The organism is Pseudoclavibacter sp. Z016, from assembly GCF_002931215.1.
Taxonomy (GTDB): Bacteria; Actinomycetota; Actinomycetes; order Actinomycetales; family Microbacteriaceae; genus Pseudoclavibacter.
Window position 1 is genome coordinate 583,336 of the sequence record NZ_PSTU01000011.1, and the last position, 17,285, is coordinate 600,620.

At 69.2% G+C, this 17,285-nt stretch carries 19 protein-coding genes; 11 read left to right on the forward strand and 8 right to left on the reverse strand.

Going from position 1 to position 17,285, the window contains the following annotated elements:
- Positions 1 to 18: 18 nt before the first annotated feature.
- From C5B99_RS08845 to C5B99_RS08865, 5 genes are read right to left on the reverse strand one after another with little or no spacing between them, the layout of a single operon-like run.
- Positions 19 to 1,446, reverse strand: coding sequence for an NAD(P)/FAD-dependent oxidoreductase (locus tag C5B99_RS08845; protein ID WP_104241377.1), 1,428 nt, complete (start codon positions 1,444 to 1,446; stop codon positions 19 to 21).
- Complete coding sequence (locus tag C5B99_RS08850) at positions 1,443 to 1,970, reverse strand: hypothetical protein (protein ID WP_104241378.1); 528 nt, start codon at positions 1,968 to 1,970, stop codon at positions 1,443 to 1,445. Before C5B99_RS08850 ends, C5B99_RS08845 begins: the two co-directional genes overlap by 4 nt.
- On the reverse strand, positions 1,967 to 2,797 hold the full coding sequence (locus C5B99_RS08855; protein WP_104241379.1) for a glycosyltransferase family 2 protein: 831 nt from the start codon (positions 2,795 to 2,797) through the stop codon (positions 1,967 to 1,969). Before C5B99_RS08855 ends, C5B99_RS08850 begins: the two co-directional genes overlap by 4 nt.
- Entirely contained in the window at positions 2,794 to 4,281 is a 1,488-nt protein-coding gene (locus C5B99_RS08860; protein WP_104241380.1) for a bifunctional PIG-L family deacetylase/class I SAM-dependent methyltransferase, read from the reverse strand. The genes C5B99_RS08855 and C5B99_RS08860 overlap by 4 nt, the downstream gene beginning before the upstream one ends.
- Complete coding sequence (locus tag C5B99_RS08865; protein WP_104241381.1) at positions 4,278 to 5,348, reverse strand: acyl-CoA dehydrogenase family protein; 1,071 nt, start codon at positions 5,346 to 5,348, stop codon at positions 4,278 to 4,280. Before C5B99_RS08865 ends, C5B99_RS08860 begins: the two co-directional genes overlap by 4 nt.
- Before the next feature lie 210 nt (positions 5,349 to 5,558).
- Here C5B99_RS08865 and C5B99_RS08870 point away from each other — a divergent pair, with 210 nt between their 5' ends.
- The 4 genes from C5B99_RS08870 to C5B99_RS08885 all read left to right on the forward strand — a co-directional run bounded on the left by C5B99_RS08870 (position 5,559) and on the right by C5B99_RS08885 (position 10,055).
- Entirely contained in the window at positions 5,559 to 7,367 is a 1,809-nt protein-coding gene (locus C5B99_RS08870; protein WP_104242079.1) for a glycoside hydrolase family 15 protein, read from the forward strand.
- Entirely contained in the window at positions 7,357 to 8,247 is an 891-nt protein-coding gene (locus C5B99_RS08875; RefSeq protein WP_104241382.1) for an SMP-30/gluconolactonase/LRE family protein, read from the forward strand. The genes C5B99_RS08870 and C5B99_RS08875 overlap by 11 nt, the downstream gene beginning before the upstream one ends.
- 61 nt (positions 8,248 to 8,308) lie before the next feature.
- A complete protein-coding gene (locus C5B99_RS08880; RefSeq protein WP_104241383.1) occupies positions 8,309 to 9,109 on the forward strand; it encodes an SDR family NAD(P)-dependent oxidoreductase in 801 nt (266 codons plus the stop codon).
- A gap of 52 nt (positions 9,110 to 9,161) precedes the next feature.
- Positions 9,162 to 10,055: an SDR family oxidoreductase gene (locus C5B99_RS08885; RefSeq protein ID WP_104241384.1), complete on the forward strand. Its 894-nt coding sequence runs from the start codon at positions 9,162 to 9,164 to the stop codon at positions 10,053 to 10,055.
- 35 nt (positions 10,056 to 10,090) lie between these two features.
- Here C5B99_RS08885 and C5B99_RS08890 read toward each other — a convergent pair whose 3' ends face one another.
- Complete coding sequence (locus C5B99_RS08890; protein WP_104241385.1) at positions 10,091 to 11,122, reverse strand: sensor histidine kinase; 1,032 nt, start codon at positions 11,120 to 11,122, stop codon at positions 10,091 to 10,093.
- 64 nt (positions 11,123 to 11,186) lie between these two features.
- Here C5B99_RS08890 and C5B99_RS08895 point away from each other — a divergent pair, with 64 nt between their 5' ends.
- Positions 11,187 to 11,867 (forward strand): Pr6Pr family membrane protein, encoded by a 681-nt coding sequence (locus C5B99_RS08895; protein WP_104241386.1) that lies wholly within the window; start codon positions 11,187 to 11,189, stop codon positions 11,865 to 11,867.
- A gap of 90 nt (positions 11,868 to 11,957) precedes the next feature.
- On the opposite strand, the gene C5B99_RS18990 is transcribed toward C5B99_RS08895, so the two are convergent.
- Complete coding sequence (locus tag C5B99_RS18990; protein WP_146081970.1) at positions 11,958 to 12,164, reverse strand: hypothetical protein; 207 nt, start codon at positions 12,162 to 12,164, stop codon at positions 11,958 to 11,960.
- Between the two features lie 464 nt (positions 12,165 to 12,628).
- Here C5B99_RS18990 and C5B99_RS08905 point away from each other — a divergent pair, with 464 nt between their 5' ends.
- The 6 genes from C5B99_RS08905 to C5B99_RS08930 all read left to right on the forward strand — a co-directional run bounded on the left by C5B99_RS08905 (position 12,629) and on the right by C5B99_RS08930 (position 16,587).
- The gene (locus tag C5B99_RS08905) at positions 12,629 to 13,087 is read left to right on the forward strand and encodes a MarR family winged helix-turn-helix transcriptional regulator (RefSeq protein ID WP_181059309.1); all 459 of its coding nucleotides are present in this window, start codon (positions 12,629 to 12,631) and stop codon (positions 13,085 to 13,087) included.
- A 2-nt stretch (positions 13,088 to 13,089) separates the two neighbouring features.
- A complete protein-coding gene (locus C5B99_RS08910; RefSeq protein ID WP_104241389.1) occupies positions 13,090 to 13,512 on the forward strand; it encodes an organic hydroperoxide resistance protein in 423 nt (140 codons plus the stop codon).
- Between the two features lie 2 nt (positions 13,513 to 13,514).
- Positions 13,515 to 14,492, forward strand: coding sequence for a zinc-binding dehydrogenase (locus tag C5B99_RS08915; protein WP_104241390.1), 978 nt, complete (start codon positions 13,515 to 13,517; stop codon positions 14,490 to 14,492).
- Between the two features lie 109 nt (positions 14,493 to 14,601).
- Positions 14,602 to 15,648 carry a hypothetical protein gene (locus C5B99_RS19255; RefSeq protein ID WP_181064972.1) on the forward strand — a complete coding sequence of 349 codons (1,047 nt, stop codon included), beginning with the start codon at positions 14,602 to 14,604 and terminating at the stop codon, positions 15,646 to 15,648.
- A gap of 6 nt (positions 15,649 to 15,654) precedes the next feature.
- Positions 15,655 to 16,155 carry a DUF1990 family protein gene (locus tag C5B99_RS08925; RefSeq protein WP_104241391.1) on the forward strand — a complete coding sequence of 167 codons (501 nt, stop codon included), beginning with the start codon at positions 15,655 to 15,657 and terminating at the stop codon, positions 16,153 to 16,155.
- Between the two features lie 12 nt (positions 16,156 to 16,167).
- Positions 16,168 to 16,587 carry a hypothetical protein gene (locus tag C5B99_RS08930; RefSeq protein ID WP_104241392.1) on the forward strand — a complete coding sequence of 140 codons (420 nt, stop codon included), beginning with the start codon at positions 16,168 to 16,170 and terminating at the stop codon, positions 16,585 to 16,587.
- Between the two features lie 85 nt (positions 16,588 to 16,672).
- On the opposite strand, the gene C5B99_RS08935 is transcribed toward C5B99_RS08930, so the two are convergent.
- The gene (locus C5B99_RS08935; RefSeq protein ID WP_104241393.1) at positions 16,673 to 17,212 is read right to left on the reverse strand and encodes a hypothetical protein; all 540 of its coding nucleotides are present in this window, start codon (positions 17,210 to 17,212) and stop codon (positions 16,673 to 16,675) included.
- Positions 17,213 to 17,285: the final 73 nt, after the last annotated feature.

Sequence of the window (17,285 nt, forward strand, 5' to 3'; positions counted from 1 at the left end):
GCGGGACGCGCCGACGGCTCAGTCGCGGCGTGCCCAATCGCGCATCACGGCGCGTGCAGCGTGCAGACCCGGCATGCCGTGGACCCCGCCCCCGGGCGGCGTCGACGACGAGCACACGTAGAGTCCCCGTCGTCCGGCGCGGTAGGGATGCAGCGAGGGCGCCGGCCGGAACAGCTGCTGCGTGCCCGCCATCGAGCCGCCGCCGATGTCACCGCCGACCAGGTTCGGGTTCCACGCTTCGAGCGCGCTCGGCGACCACTCTCGACGTTCGAGGACCACGTCTGCGAAGCCGGGCGCGAAGCGTTCGATCTGTGCTTCGAGAGCTGGGCGCACGTCGAGCGCTGTGCCGTTCGGGACGTGCGCGTACGACCAGAGGACCTGCCTGCCATCGTGTGTCCTGCTCGCGTCCGCAGCGGATTGCTGCGTGACCATGACAAACGGCTTCTCCGGCATGCGCCCGCAGTTGATGTCGCGTTCGGCCTCGATGATCTGCCGGAACTCCCCGCCGACGTGCACGGTGCCGGCGGACGCGACCCGCGCGTCCTCCCACGGCACGGGCCCGTCGAGCAGGTAGTCGATCTTGTGCACGCCAGCCCCGTACTTCCATCGTGCGAGGTGAGCGGCGTAGCGCGACTCCAGCTGCTCCGGGGCGATGCGGAGGATCTGCTTCGGCGTGAGGTCGAGGAGGACGGCGTCAGCTCGCGGGAGGTCGCGGAGGTCGGTGACCTCTGCGTTGGTCTCGATGCGGCCGCCGTTGGCGAGCAGCACCCTGGCGAGCGCATCCGTGATGCTCGCCGAGCCGCCCTTCGCCACGGGCCACCCGGTGCTGTGGCCGAGGGCGCCGAAGGCGATGCCGAACGCCGATGTCAGCGGTCGGGTGAGCGGCAGCGTCGCGTGCGCCGAGGAGCCGGCGAGGAGTGCCTTGGCCGCGCCGCTTCGGAAGACGAGGTTCGCGAGCGTCGCCGCCGGCAGGGCCCCCAAGACCCCGAGTCGCACCATGTCGACGGGATGCGGGGGAATTCGCAGGAGCGGACCCATCGCGTTCTCCACCGTCTCGAAGGGATGGTGCGAGAAGTGCTCGTGCAGGCGTCGCCAGTTGGGGCCGTCGACACCGAGCTCCTGGACCGTGCGTTCGATGTCCCTGTGCAGCATCGCCGCGCGGCCGCCTGGCAGCGGGTGCGCCATCGGGATCTCGGGCTGCACCCATTCGAGCCCGTTCTGCTCGAGCTCAAGCTCGCGAAACGCCGGGCTCGCGACGCCGAAGGGATGCGCCGCAGCCCCGAGGTCGCTCACGAAACCGGGCCCGAACAGCTCGGCGGACCTCGCCGCTCCTCCGATCTGGGGGTCCCGCTCGTACACGGTGACCTCGACGCCGCGCCTCGCAAGGAGCGCTGCAGCTGTGAGTCCGTTCGGACCCGCCCCGACGACAACCGCTCGGCGGCTCACCGCCCTGCGCCCGCCCGTGGGTCCTGCTCGAGGAATCGTTCCTCGACGGAGTCGCGGCTGATGCTCTGGATGAGCTCGATCTGGGTGTGCGCACGGGCTTCGAGTTCCTGCAAGCCGGAGAGCACGAGTCGCGGGTCCCGGGGCTGCACTGCGATGAGCGCCTCCCACATGGAGAGCTTGGCGCGCACCATGCCGGTGAGGGTGTCGAGTTCGAGCTGCGTGCTCGGGCGCTGCCTGAGGCGCAGGATGTTCACCGGGTTGAATGTGCCGGCCACGCGCGCCGCGTTCGTGAGCCAGAGCTTCAGGAACGACTCGCGGTAGCCGAGCTGATCGATGAGCGACGCCAGGTCGCGGCGGTCGGCCGCGATGTGGGCGATGAGCAACCGCATCGTCTGCTCGTGCGGCGATCCGGCCCACGTCGCCTTGGCTGACTTGAATGCGCGCAGCCCCGCCTCCGAGGCCAGGAGGTGCGCGTTGAGATACCCCGCGTAGACGTCGTGGTCGAATCCTCGTGCCGTTGTCATGCCCTGCTCCTCTCGCTTGCCGTATCCCGATTGTCTCGTGGCTCGAGATTCGGGGCGCACAGGTCTTCCAGGTAGCCAGCGAAGCCGCCCGGCGTGCGTCCGCGTTGCCGTCCCGATGTCAGGACGGGTGAGCTAGCCGTCGAATGCACGGTGAAGCCGCACGCGCTGACCGCGGCGGCGAGGCCGGTGTCCTCGTGTTCCCGGATCGGAGGGAACCCACCGGCGGCGAGGTAGGCCGAGGCCCGGACGCCGAGGTTGGCACCGTGGATGTGCGGGTGCCCTTCGACGCTCGAGTAGTCCCGACGCCACCTGGCCTCGATGTGCGGAGCATCTGCCTGGGGTTCGACGTTCACCGTCCCCAGCAGGAGGTCGATGCCTGCGTCGGCGAACTCGAGGTGTGTGAGCAGCCAGCCCCGCGGCACGGCGGAGTCGGCATCGGTGGAGGCGATCCACGTCGAGGTCGGGTCGACGGCTGTCGGGTCGCCCCCGGAGCTGAGGCTGAGAGCGGCCCTCACCCCCGCACGTCTGGCTTCGCCGACAGAGCCGTGCAGGCCCTCGATCACGCGGATGCGCTCGTCCCGCTCGGAGGCTCGGGCCGCTATCCGCGCGCTCGCGTCGCGGCAGCTGTCGAGGACGAGGACAAGCTGCACCCGAACACCTGCGCTCGCGCAGCGGATCGAGTCCATCGCGACCGTCAACGCGGCGAGGCACTCGGCCAGCGTCTCCGCTTCGTCGCGGGCGGGCACCACGATCCGCAGATCGCGGATGGGGGTGCTCGAGCTCCCCGCACCGGTCGCCGGACCGCTCACCGGACTCGTCACCGTCATCCGGCCGCGCTCGCAGACTGTTGAGCATCAGAGGCTGCGGCCGAGGCGAAGCAGGAACCGCCACTCGGCGGCATCCCGTTCTCGTAGATGTCGATGAGGGTCTCGTCCTGCACGTAGGAGGCGAGGCTGCGCATGCCGAGTCGTGCTGCGAGGGCGTGCACTCGGTCGCCGTCGAGCGGCCAGCCGTCGATCGGACCACGCCAGTGGCAGAGGACGAGCACGCCGGTCGGCGAGAGGGCTCGGCGGGAGTTGGCGAGGAGCTCGCAGAGCTCGTCCTCCGCCAGGTAGTAGCCGGTCTCGGAGACGATGACGAGATCGAGCTGACCGGGTCCGAGACCGAGTCTGTCCCAGTCGTGCGGCAGGGTTGCCTTGGCCAGATCGACGCCCGTGAGATCGGCGAGTCTCGCCGCGGCGAGGCCGAGGGCGGTGGCACTCGCGTCGACGGCGAGCAGGTGATCGCACCGTTCAGCGAGCGCTGCGGTGCTCTCGCCGATGGAGCAGCCGATCTCGAGGGCGCGCCGGTACGTCTCGCCGGGCAGCATCCCGACCATGAGGGCGAGCTTGCGCCGCTCGTACCAGCTGGACCGAAGGTCCCAAGGGTCGTCCGCGTCTGCATGGACGCCATCGAACGTGTGACTCGCCGAGCCGGCGTCGCGCGTCGCGCTCGCCGTCACCCGGAAGACCTCGAAGCTCCTCGAGAAGTGCTCGACCTGGCTGGCCCCGAGCACCGTCTCATCGCCGATCTCGTCGGAGAGCGCGTGCAGCTGCGAGGCATGCGCGTCGAGGGCGGCCGCCTTGGCGTCGGTCTCACGCGGTGAGAGCGGGAGCCGCATCCAGTGACGCCACTCGCTGTCGCGCGCGGGGTGTGCCCAGTGCCAGAACCAGATCGGGAACTCGAGGAGCAGCGCGCCGGACTCGGCGGCGGCCCGCGCGAGCGCGGCACCGACGGTGTCGTGGTCCGTGTGTCCGTCTCTCCGGTAGGGCGCGGCGATGACGACACGCTGTGCCGGCGAATCCCGGACCATCTTCGCTGCGGCGTCTGCGATGAGGTCGGTGGACTGCGAGAGCTGGCCGTCGCCGAGGCCGAGCTCGACCGACTCGATGGAGCCCGACTGGCCGCCGGTGGCCTCGGACCCCGCTGACGGACTCGTGCGAAGCCGTCTGAGTGCCTCGTGGAACTCTGCTCGTCGCAGCTCGGCGAGCGCCGGGGGCTCGACGCTCGGCGAAGCTGGGTGCGAGGCCTCGCCCCAGGTGCACAGCAGGACGCGCACGGCGGCTCCGGCCGCGAGTGCCCTGCGGATGAGGCCGGCGGCGCCGAGGCACTCGTCGTCGGGGTGCGCGGCTCCGACGATGAGCAGCGTCTCCGGGCCGAGGGCATCTTTCAGCGCGAGGGTCGGAAGGTGCTCGATACCGGCTTCCAGCCAGGCTGCCTCTGGTGTCCCCGTGTCCAGATGTGTGAACTCCACCGATGCGGCGCCGATCACGAGTCGTCCCCCGAGATCGATGGGGCTTCGGAGGAGCGGTGCAGCGCGGCCGCGAGCTGCTGCCCGTGCGCTGCGTCGTCGCGGGCTCCGTGATGCTGGCTGAGGTACATGGTGAGGTCGGCGACACGTCGTGCGTGCGTGGCGTCGAAGGCGAGGGGGCCAGGCCCCATGGCTTCTCCGCAGAGTGCCAGCAGGCGCCAGCAGGCGGAGGCGGTGTTCCCGCGCACCCGTTGGGCAAGAGCCCAGTCGGCGCTTCCCGCGTCGATGCGGTCGGCGGCGTCGTCGAGCTGGACCTGGACGCCGTGCAGCAGACGATCTGCCTCACCGAGCCAGGCGAGACCGAGCTGGTCCGGTTCCCTGCCGCCCACAGCGCGTTCGAGCGCACGCCCGAGGGCCACCGCTCCCCCGAACCACACGGCGGCAACGGCGATCCCACCCCAAGCGAACCCCGGACGCGAGGTGTACCAGTCGGCGACATCCCCCACGGCTCTCGCAGTCGCCGAGTGGAGATCGACCGGCCCGCTCGGCACTCCACGGAGGCCGGTCAAGGGTGCCCCGCCGCCGCGCGGCACCACCGCCGCCTGCCGGAGGTCGACCACGAACATCCACTCCCCCATCGAATCCGACGCGGTGACGAGGGCGCGATCGAGTTTCGCTGCGAGCGAGCACCAGCGCTTGGTGCCGGTCAGCTCAGCGTCTGCACCCTCGGCCACGCTGTGCGAGTCTGCCCCCGGAAGCCAGCGGACAGCCACCGGCGACGCAGAAGCGAAGACACCCCAGGCTTCACCGCGTCCGACTTCCGCCCCCGTCTGCGCGAGGATCGCGGCGGCGTCGAAGTGCGGCTCGACGACACGGGCGGCGGTGAGATCGATCGCGGCGATGCTCGACAGCAGATGCAGCAGCGAGCGAGTGCGACCGCGTCCAGGCACTGGGACAGGAGGGAGCTCGCGCAGGGCGCCGAGCATCTGCGGGGCGTCCCCTGCGCACTCCTCGGCGGATTCGAGGAGCCGGGCGCTGCCGTCCCAGAAGTCGGCGTCGACCCCGATCCTGCCCATGAACTCGAGCACCCTGTTCTCCCTCCAGCCATACCCAACGGCGGGATGCTGCACTCCCCGGTCCACAGCACGCTACGCACGCCGACCGTGAGGTCACAGGAGGGTTGACACCAGGCGAGCGACCCGTTAACCACGCGCGCTCACGAGTAGCGGCAGGCGCTCAGGCACGCGGAGGAAACTCCCACGGAGCGGACCGAGCCTTCCCGTAGCGTCGTGACCCTCATGACGCAGACTCCCCCCGGATTCCCCCTTCGCGACTACGCCGCCATCGGCGACGGGCGCACCATCGCCCTCGTCACACCCGACGGACGCGTCGACTGGCTGCCGCTGCCCAACCTCGACTCGCTCCCGGTCTTCGCGCGCCTCCTCGACGACGAGACAGGCGGGTACGTCGAGCTGACCCCCGCGGGCGACTTCACGTCCACGAGGCGCTACATCGAGCAGACCAACGTGCTCGAGACCACCTACACGAGCGCGAGCGGTGTGGCACGCGTCACCGACGCCATGGTCACGGGCGTCGCCGGGCGCCTGCCCTGGGCCGAGCTCGCCCGACGAATCGACGGCATCGAAGGCAGCGTCGAGTTCACCTGGCGCGTCGTACCCGGCACGATGCTCGGCACCAGATCCCCGTGGCTCGACCGCGTCGGTCAGCACACCATCATCCGCTGCGGTGAGCTCTCCCTCGCCGTCGTCGGCAGCGAGCACGGCCCCGAGAGCGCCGACCCACGCAGCGGAGCGGAGGAGGCCGAGCTCCGCGGCGGGTTCACGACCGCACCCGACTCGCGACACCTGCTGGTCCTGACCGCCACCGAGGGCGAGCCCCTCCGCGTTCCCGAGCCAGAGAACGTCGACAAGGGCATCGACCGAACCATCGAGAGCTGGCTGAGCTGGTCCGAGGAGTTCTCCTACGAAGGCCCATGGTCCAATCAGGTGCAGCGCAGCGCGCTGGCGCTGAAGCTCCTCATCTACAGTCCCACGGGTGCTATCGCCGCGGCGGGAACGTCGTCGCTGCCCGAGAACCCGGCAGGCGGCAAGAACTGGGACTACCGGTTCGCCTGGATCCGCGACCTCGCCTACACCGCGCACGCGCTCGTCTGGTTCGGGCTCAGGGAGGAGACGCACGCGGCCATCTCCTGGCTGCTGCGCACCATCCGCGAGCAGGGCCCGGACATCTACGTCATGTACTCGCTCAACGGCGAGACGTGCGCGGGCGTCGAGAAGTACGACGTCCCCGGATGGCGCGGCAACAGTCCCGTCGTGACGGGAAACCCCGCGCAAGGGCAGCTGCAGCTCGGCATCTACGGCGACCTCATCGCCATCAGCCGCACCTACGTCGACGACGGCAACCTCCTCGACGTCGAAACCGCACGACTCCTCGCCAAGGTGGCCGACAAGGCCTGCGACGACTGGCGCAAGCGAGACGCAGGAATGTGGGAGCTCGGCGAAGAACAGCACTACACCTCCTCCAAGATGGGGTGCTGGCAAGCGCTCAACGACGCGATCGCGCTCGCGGAGGGCGCGCACATCGAAGGAGACGTCGACCGCTGGCGAGCGGAACGGGAGCGCATCCGAGCGTGGACGCTGGAGCACTGCTGGTCTGAGGAGCTCGCCAGCTACGTCATGCATCCCGGCTCGGATCGCCTCGACGCCTCCGTACTGCTCCACGCGCCGAGCGGCTTCGATCGCGGTGAGCGCATGTCGTCCACCATCGACGCCCTGAGCAGGGAACTCGGCCACGGCGCTCTCCTCTACCGGTACTCGGGAGTCGCCAGCGAAGAGCACACCTTCGTCGCCTGCGCCTTCTGGCGGGTCTCGGCGCTCGCCTGCGTCGGCCGTTCCTCGGAGGCGATCGCGGCAATGGACGAGCTCGTCGAGCAGACCAACGACGTCGGGCTGCTCGCCGAGATGATCGCCACAGGCGACGGTGCCTTCTGGGGCAACCTCCCGCAGGGACTCAGCCACCTCGCGCTCATCAACGCCGCCCTCCTGATCAGACAGCTCGCACCGGAAGAAGCCACAGATGACCAGTGAACCGACCGTCTTCCGCGAGCTGCGCTCGGTGCTCGTCGAGAGCATCTGGTGGGATGCTCGCACCTCCGAACTCGCCTGGGTCGACATCACGATGGGCACCTTCCATCGGGCGAGGCTCGACGGGGCTCGCGACGGCAGCGACGACCGAGTCTCCGCTCTCCCCGCCCCGGTCAGCGCCGTGCAGCCAGCCGCCGGGGGTGGCTTCGTGGCGTCGCTCCAGGACCGCATCGTCGTGCTCGGGCCGGACGGTGAGCTGCAGAAGACCATCGCCTCCGTCGTCCACTCCCACGGTGGCATCCGCTTCAACGAGGGCAAGGTCGACCCGTTCGGCCGCTTCGTCGTCGGGTCGATGAACACCACGTCGCCCGCGGCGGATGGAGCCCTGTACACCTTCGACGCCGACGGCACCGTCCGACTGCTCCTCGGTGGGTTCCACACGACGAACGGCCTCGAATGGAGCGACTCCGGCGACACGATCTTCGTGACCGACACGTCGACGCAGACCGTCTACCGGGCGAGCTACGGCCCTGGCCCCGACGACCTCGGCGAGCTGGAGCCGTTCATCCACGGGCGCAACTCGGACGGGCTGGCCAGGGACGTCGACGGCTCGTTCTGGAACGGCATCTACGGGGCTGGACGCGTGGCGCACTGGGACGCCAGCGCGTCGCCGTTGGGTGACCTCACCCTTCCGGCGCCGAACGTCACGTCGGTCGCCTTCGGCGGCGACGGGCTCTCGACGCTGTTCGTCGGAACGGCGCGAGAGAACCTCACCGAGAGCGACCTCGTCGACGCACCCCTCAGCGGCTCGATCTTCGCCATCGAGGGCGTCGGTCACGGTCGCCCCGCCAACGTCTTCGGGGCATCCGCGGGCCCGCAGTGACCCCCTCATTCTTTTCTTCCCCACGCACGTCACTTCTCGAACCAAGACTGGAGACACGCACATGGATCTCGGCATTAACGGCAAGAAGGCACTCATCACCGGAGGGGACTCCGGCATCGGCTGGGAGACCGCCAGGCAGCTGCTCGACGAGGGCGCGATCGTCGTCCTGAGCGACAAGGACCCGGACGCACTCGCGGAGGCGGCCGCCAAGCTCGAGGCGCCGGACGGCAGGCTGTTCGCGCACGCGGCCGACATCACCCGACTCGATGAGCTCGCCGAACTGCACGGCTTCGTGCAGGAGCACGTGGGCGACATCGACATCCTCGTGCAGTCCGCGGGGATCACCGGGGCGCAGGGGCTATTCCACGAGATCGACGACGAGGGATGGACGAAGACCGTGGAGATCGACCTGCTCGGTCCCGTCCGGCTCGTCCGGCAGTTCCTCCCCTCGCTCCGCAAGGGCGGTTGGGGCAGGATCGTGTTCCTCGCCTCTGAGGATGCGGTGCAGCCCTACGACGACGAGCTTCCCTACTGCGCGGCGAAGGCCGGCATCCTCGCGCTCTCCAAAGGACTCTCGCGCAGCTACGCGTCGGAGGGACTGCTCGTGAACGCGGTCTCCCCGGCCTTCATCTCGACGCCGATGACCGACGCGATGATGGAGAAGCGCGCCAAGGAGCTCGGCACGGACGTCGACGAGGCGATCGAGTCGTTCCTCGACGAGGAGCGACCGTACATGGAGCTGGGCCGCCGCGGCGAGCCGAGCGAGGTCGCCTCCGTCATCACCTTCCTCTGCTCAGACCGGGCCTCGTTCGTGAACGGTTCGAACTACCGGGTCGACTCGGGCTCGGTCGCGACGATCTAGCCGCCGCTCTGCGCCCGCACACCACGACAGACACCACGTACAGGAGACGAACATGGCAAATCAGTACACCTTCACCGACCCCACCAAGCTCTACAGCGAGATCTCGCCGAACTCCGACGACCAGACCGAGCCGGGCCTCGACTCGAAGCTCCGCGACACGGCGGACCTTGGTGAGAGCACCTACGAGGGATCCGGGCGCCTCAAGGGGCGTCGCGCGCTCGTGACCGGCGGCGACTCCGGCATCGGGGCGGCCACGGTCATCGCGTTCGCCCGCGAAGGCGCCGACGTCGCCATCGCCTACCTGCCCGAGGAGCAGGAGGACGCCGACCGGATCACCGCCATCGCCCAGGACGCGGGCGTCAACGTGGTGCAGCTCCCCGGCGACCTGACCGACGACAAGTATGTCAAGGGCCTTGCGGATGCGGCGGTCGCGAAGCTCGGCGGACTCGACATCCTCGTCAACAACGCGGGCAAGCAGATCTTCAACGAAGACCTCACGACGCTCACGAGCGAGCAGTTCGACGAGACGTTCAAGGTCAACGTCTACGCGATGTTCGAGATCTCCAAGGCCGCGATCCCCCACCTCCCGCCGGGTTCGACGATCATCAACACGACGTCGATCCAGGCCTACTCGCCCGCGGCCATCCTCGTCGACTACGCGTCGACGAAGGCGACCATCAACGCCTTCACGAAGGCGCTCGCCCAGCAGCTCGCGCCCAAGGGCATCCGCGTGAACGCCGTCGCCCCCGGACCGATCTGGACGCCTCTGCAGGTCACCGACGGGCAGCCGCCGGAGAAGGTCGAGGAGTTCGGCGAGGACACGCCGCTCGGCCGCATGGGTCAGCCGGCTGAGCTTGCGCCCGCTTACGTCTTCCTCGCGTCGCCCGAGTCGAGCTATGTGCTCGGCGAGACACTGAACGTGAACGGCGGCATGCCGACACCGTAGGGCTCCCCTGTCCCACGGGAGCGGGCGCCCGGGCCTCAGGCTCGGGCGTCCGCGCTCGTTTCCGGGGTCGTCTCCGGGCCAGCCGTCGTCGGGCAGGTGATGGTCACGGTCGTTCCGGTCTCGTCCGTCTCGAAGCGGATGCGGGCGTGCACCAGCGCTGCGCGCTGGCGCATGGATGCGACCCCGAACGTGGTCGCCGCGAGCTGCTCGAGGGGCGCTGCGGCGCCGGTGCCGTCATCGGTGACCGTGAGCACCAGCGTGGAGGGCCGCCAGAGCACGACCACGTCGATGCGGCTCGCCCCTGCATGCCGCCGGGCGTTCCGGATCGCCTCGACGGCGATCGCGTGGAGCTCTTCGGCGGCTGGCGCCGATACCGCGCCCCTCGTCCCGATCTCCGTGACCTCGACGGGAGCCGCGCCCGCCAGCTCGTGCGCGGCGTAGTCCATGAGGGCATCCGGGAAGCCTGCGGGGGCGGGACGCTCCAGATCCCAGGCCATCGCCTCCACGAGGGCAGCGTCATCGCCGGCAAGCGAGGGCAGCACGGTCTCGCGAAGCTGGCGAGCCAGCCTGAGCTCGGCCACTCGCTGGACGCCGGAGAGCTGGGTGCGCAGCGTCTCGGCGTAGGCGAGCGCACCAGGGACGAACCTGCCGAAGACGCTCGCGTGCAGGACGAGCGCGACGGTCACGGTCGGCACAGGAAGGCGACCCGCGAAGACGGGGAGCGCGGTCTCGAACAGGAGGTTCGCCGAGACGAGGGGCTGCGCTGGGTGCAATCCCTGCGACAGGAGGACATCGGCGGTCGCCTGCATGAGGCCCAGATCCATTGCGGCGGGCGCTTGCAGGTGCCCGTAGTCGCGGAGACCGGCCAACCTCGTCCACGCCTCTGTGAGGATGCCGACGACGTGGGCTCGGAACACCGGATCAAGCTGCCCATCCTCGACGGCGGCGTCGCCACGCTCGAGGAGCAGCGTCGTCGCGGCCTCGAGGACCTCATCGATGGCATCGGCCAACCCGGCTTCGGGCGAGTCGGGGGCTGCTTGGTCGCGAAGGAGGGAGTCGTCGGTCACGGTCCCGATCGTAGATGGGCCGGTCGCAGTCACGTGTCAGCCGCGCGGCCCTAGGCTGACGCAGGTGACGAGCACTCCGAAGACGACGACCGCGAGGGCGCCTGCCCTTGTCGCTGCGCTGCGGATCGTCGTCGGGCTCGGCATCATCGGGCTGCTCGGGTTCACCTACGCGGGCAGGATCGAGGTCGGCGACGACAACCCGTTCGACTTCTTCGGCTACTTCACGAATCAGACGAGCCTGTTCACGAGTCTGCTCCTCATCGCCGCTGGCGTCCTCGCTGTCCGCGGGCGCACGGCCCCAAATTGGCTCACCCTGCTGCGTGCGATCGCCACGAGCTGCATGATCATCGTCGGGGTGATCTACAACGCCCTCGTCCCTGGTACGGGCTCCGCACCTCCCTGGGTGAGCGCCATCCTGCACGTGGTCTTCCCCGCCTACGTGGTCCTCGACTGGCTGATCGTCGGAGATCGCCGCCCACTCCCGTGGCGTGGGCTCTGGCTCGTGCTCCCCTACCCGCTCCTGTGGATGCTCGTCGTGCTGCTGCGAGGCGCGACTGACGGGTGGGTGCCATACGGCTTCCTGCTGCCGGAGCGCGGCATGGCTCTCCTGGCGCTCCACGTCGTGGGCCTCCTCGTCGCCCTCATCGCGGCCGCGTCGCTCGTCTGGTGGGCCTCGCGATTCCGCGGCCTGCTCGGAGCGACAGTTCAGCAGCGAGTCGCCTCCACGATCCGCCCTCGGCTCTGAACTGCGGGCATCCCCTCGCTGACGTCACCCGTTCGTCGAGGCCCCGCACGGTCGCACGAGCACGGTGGGCGAGCGGAAGACCGCGGTCGGTCAGAGCAGCCGAGCCACGGCGTCGACCATGGCCTGGCCGAGACCCACAAGGCGCGTCCCGAACTGGATGCACTGCTCGAGGGTACGCAGAGCGACGTCGGGGACGAACAGCCACAGGATTCCGAAGGTGGCGGCGAGCGTGACGGCGGTGACAACCAGCAGGAAGCCGGCCGCCGCGAGGCGGGGATAGCGGAGCGATGAGGTCACGGTCGTCGGCTGCGTCCACCAGGGAGTCGCGCGGCGCGCGCTCGGCGAACGCTTCGCACGCGTCGCAGTCCGCGCGGAGGAGTTCTGCCGGCGGGGCGGCTGGCTCCGCTTCGCTGTCGTCGAGCCGACGCGCGGCGGGCGGGCATTCCCGCGACCTGCCCGCGTGGTCGTTCGGACGCGCTTCGCGCCGCTCGCTCCGGGGCTGCGACGCTTGTTCGACGACGGGCGGGCCACAGGCGCTCCTCCGTGTTGGGGAGCCATCAATCTATCCCCTCTGATCGGCCCGGACGGCTACGTTCAGGTCACGGTTCCCCGGTCGCGCAGGTGGCCCTGTCGTCGTCGTGCTGAGGCCCGGCGTGCACGGCTCTGCCAGTCCAGACCTGACCTGAGCCGCCACATGGGCAAGCGTTGCTCCCTTCCCAGATTGAGTTGTGCACAACTCACTTGTGTGCAATGCTTTATCTATGCCGGTAACCGACGAGATGATCTGCTTCTCCCTCTACGCCGCAAGCCGCGCCACGACGCAGGCCTACCGCAAGCTGCTCGAGCCAGTTGGCATCACGTATCCGCAGTACCTCGTGCTCGTGATCCTCTGGAACGACGGTGAGCAATCGGTGAGCTCCCTCGGGGAGCTCCTGCAGCTCGACTCCGGCACCCTCTCACCGCTCCTGAAGCGCATGGCGGATGCAGGACTCATCACCCGCGAGCGACGTCGAGGTGACGAACGAGTCGTCGTGGTCGCACTCGCCGAGCGCGGCACCGCATTGCGCGGACAGCTCTCGCACATCCCGGCCCGCATCGCCGCGGGGACCGGCCTCGACAGCCAGGAATCGGCGGCGGCGCTCCTGCGCACGCTGCAGCACCTGACTGAGACCATGCAAACCACCGCCGCACAGGCGGAATCACAAGGAAAGAAGGACTAGCTGTGGACGTGCTCTACACCGCGGAAGCGCTCTCGACCGGCCAGGGACGAGACGGTCGCGTCGTCACGAGCGACGGCACCGTCGACCTCACGATGGCCATCCCCAAGGAGATGGGCGGGCCAGGCGGCGGCGCGAACCCCGAGCAGCTCTTCGCCGCGGGATACGCGGCCTGCTTCCACTCGGCGCTGCACGCCGTCGCCAGAGGCAAGAAGGTCGACGTTCGAGACTCGAGCGTTGGCGGCCGCGTGCACATCGGGCCGAACGGCGAAGGCGGATTCCAGCTCGCCGTGCTGCTGGAAGTCGTGATCCCGAACCTGGGACATGACGAAGCACAGGCACTCGCCGACGCCGCCCATCAGGTCTGCCCCTACTCGAACGCCACCCGCGGCAACATCGACGTCACGATCACAGTCTCGGAGGACTGAACATGCGCACCATCACCCACTCCACTTTCGGAGAACCCCAGGACGTCCTGACCGTCGAGGATCACGAGCTTCCGCAGCCCGGCCCCGGCGAGGTGCGCCTGCGCATCCTGCTCTCCCCCATCCACAACCACGACCTCTGGACCGTGCGTGGAACCTACGGCTTCAAGCCGGAGTTGCCGGCGCGGGCCGGAACCGAGGCCGTCGGCATCGTCGACGCGCTCGGCGCCGAGGTCGATTCGCTGGCTGTCGGTCAGCGGGTCGCCACTGGCGGGTCGTTCGGCGCTTGGGCCGAGTACGTGACCACCCCGGCTGCAGGCCTTGTCCCCGTGCCGGATTCCGTCCCGGACGAAGCGGCCGCGCAGCTCGTCGCGATGCCCTTCAGCGCCATCAGCCTGCTCGAGTCGCTTGGCCTCGAGCGCGGCGACTGGCTTGTGCAGAACGCCGCGAATGGCGCGGTCGGCCGCATGATCGCGCAGCTCGGAGCCGCGCGAGGCGTGAACGTCGTCGGCCTCGTGCGCCGCGATGAGGGCGTCGAGGAGCTGCGCGAGCAGGGCATCGAGCGCATCGTCGCGACCAGCTCCGAGGGCTGGCGGGACCGGGTCGCCGAGATCACGGGCGGCGCACCCATCAAGGTCGGCATCGAGTCGGTGGGCGGCAAGTCCGCCGGCGAGGTGCTCTCGCTCCTCGCCGAGAACGGCGAGCTCGTCGTCTTCGGCGCCATGGCGTCCCCCACGCTCGAGCTGTCCTCCGGTGACGTCATCTTCAAGCAGGCCACGGTGCGCGGATTCTGGGGCAGCAAGGTCAGCCAGTCCATCGACGCCGGCCTCAAGCAGCGCCTGTTCGGGGAGCTGCTCCAGCACCTCGGATCTGGTCAGCTGACGGTTCCTGTAGCCGAGGTGTTCCCATTCGAGAAGATCACGGATGCGGTCGAGGCGAGCCTCACCTCCGGCCGTGTCGGCAAGGTGCTGCTCCGCCCGTAGCTCCCGCCGAGCCCCTGCCCCGTCCCACGAAGTGTGGGGCGGGGCTCTTGTCGTCCGGACGCAGCTTCACTCTCCGAACTCATTCAAACGACGCAGGCATGCTTGAGCCATGTCGAAACTCTCACAGCTCCTCACACCGAAGCTCCCGCCGGAGATGAGCATCCCGGAGCCCCTCGAACGGGCCTGGACGTGGATGGAGGCTCAGGGGTGGGGGTTCGAGAACAAGCACGGCTACTTCCTGACTCCGTACGCCGGAACGGCAGAGCTCGGCATCACCTTCTCCCCCACCGAGACGCTCACCGGCTGGTTCGAGCCAGGAGAGAACGGACACGACCGACTGTTCCCCCTCGGCCAGACCGACGGAACCGGAGGCTTCGCGGCGCTCTGGCGAGACCCTTCCGACGAGGTGCGCGTGGTCGTCCTCGGCTCCGAGGGCGAGCGACTCTTCGCCGCTGACGACGCCGTCGACTTCCTCCGCCTCCTGGCCATCGGCTACCTGGAGCTGAACAGCTACTCCATCGGCGAAGCACCCATCGACGAAGACGCCGAATCGGTAGCTGCCCTCGCAGAGTTCCGCGCCTGGGTCGAGCAGGAGTTCGATGTCTCGGTGCCACCGGAGTGGTCGGTCCGCGAGCCGGACCCCTTCGACGCCTGGGTCGGTGAGGTCAAGGGCGAGGAGCTGGAAGTCCCGGCCGGGGGTCCCGCACCGGAGCCGGACACCACCCCGTTCATCCTGCCGTCCGTGGACATCGATGCGGTCGTCTCGGCCTGCAGGAAGCTGCTCCACGAACCGCGTATCGACGGCATCCGCTTCCGTCGACTCGATGGACTGCGGCTGACGACCGCAGCCTGGGGGCACGAGCTGGAGATCATCACGGGGCGGGAGCCGACCGGGCTCGACGAAGAGACGACCCTCGCCAGCCTGATGAGTGACGTGCGGTCCGCGTTCATCGCGGCATGGGGCGCCCCGCGGGCTGAAGCGCCAGCGAAGGACTCCTGGGCGGCAAACAAGCTGGTGGTGACGTCGATCGAGCACGTCGACCTCTGGCCAGTAGGCGACGACCTGTTCGTGGCGTTGTTCACGAGCGCTACAGAGGGCATGCAGATCGCCGCGGTCGTCTCTGCGTCCGCGGTCGACGAGCCCGCGAACTACTGACGCCCGATGTCCGAGCTCACCTACGCGGAGGTCGGCGCAACCGCCGAGAAGAGGCTGCCGAGCGGCTACCGCCACGTCCGCGAGTCGCTCGTCATCGGGCACGGGCGCGGCACGTTCGAGCGGGCAGCCATCGAGCTGCTCGAAGGACAGGCGCAGCGCCGAGCAGGAGCCGAGGTTCAGCTCTCCGATATCCCGCTTCGCGAGGGCACGCGCGTGGTCATGCGGTTGCGCATCGGGCCGCTGCGGTTCCGAATCCCCTGCCTCGTCGTCTGGGCCGAGCGCACCGCGACCTCCTGTGGCTTCGCATATGGGACGCTGCCCGGGCATCCGGAACGAGGTGAGGAACGGTTCGAGGTCCGCTTGACCGAGACGGATGAGGTCGTGTTCAGCATCGTCGCGTTCTCGGCTCCGGGTCGCTGGTTCACGCGCATCGGCGGTCCGATCGCCCGGCGCGTGCAGACGGGGATGACTCGGCGGTACCTCGAGGCACTGAGGAGTCGCCCGTGACAGCATGGGGAGATGTCACGCACTCCGAAGGCGCTCACCCTCGCTGGCGCTGCACTCCTGCTCGGAGCGACCTCCGCGTGCTCAGCCGCAGCATCCACCTACGCCGACCTCGACGAGGCACCGCCAGCTGACAAGGTTGTACCCGCCGACCTCCCCGAGTACGCCCTGGATGAGTTCGACGCCGACACCGTTCGGTGGGTCGGAGACTACGCCGGTACCGACCTCTGGTTGAGCGCTGGATCCGACGACCTCGCGGTCTGCCTGCTCGCCTACGCGAACGCTGACGACTGGGTCGGCGGATGCGCTGGGCCCGGCGGCACGATGACGACAGGTACCGGAGGCGGACCCACGTTCTTCGTCGTCCCGGACGGGCACGATGCGCCGAGCCACGCGACCCAGGTCTCGAACAACGTCTACGCGGTCGGAGGCTGAGACGAGAAACGCGCATCTTGCCACCTGACGAAGCCCGGACTCCTGCGAGAACGGCTGGTCTCTCCGGTCGCGGCGTCAGCGGCCCTCACTGATCCTGCGGAATCTCCAAGCGCTCCCTCACCTCCGGAAGGTGCCACGGAGTGCTCGCGATCTCGTCACGCAGCGTCTTCCGCGGTCTCCCCTTGCGGTTGACGAGCACCTCGAGGTCGATCGTCGTCGACTCGGTGATCGCGTCGATGACAGCGCCTACCCCGGCAAGCGACGCCATCCCCGAGTCGATCATGACGAGCAGTGGCGGCCCCTGGCGTTTGGACACCGCATTCGGGTCGGCACCGCCCGCGATGAGTCGGCCGACGAGCACCGCTTCCCTGTCGAGGTCGTGCTCTCGGTTCGAGAAGAGCAGGTGCAGGGCGTTGAGCCCCGACCCGAGCGTGACCGCGGCATCCGCGCCGTCGTCGAGGAGCCGTTCCGCGATGCCGACACGGGCGAGCAGATCGGCATTCAGCATCGCTCGAAGGAGCGGAGTGTCGCCGGTAGACAACGCGAACTTCGCCTCGACGGGGGTGTAATCCACGAGGAAGTCGACGAGCGATTCTTCCTCCGCGCGGTGTGCTCGATTCGGCATGATCTTCTCCTGAGCTGTCGCCGCCCATACAGGTCCGTGCCACCCTAACGAAGGCCGGACGGCAAGGACTGAG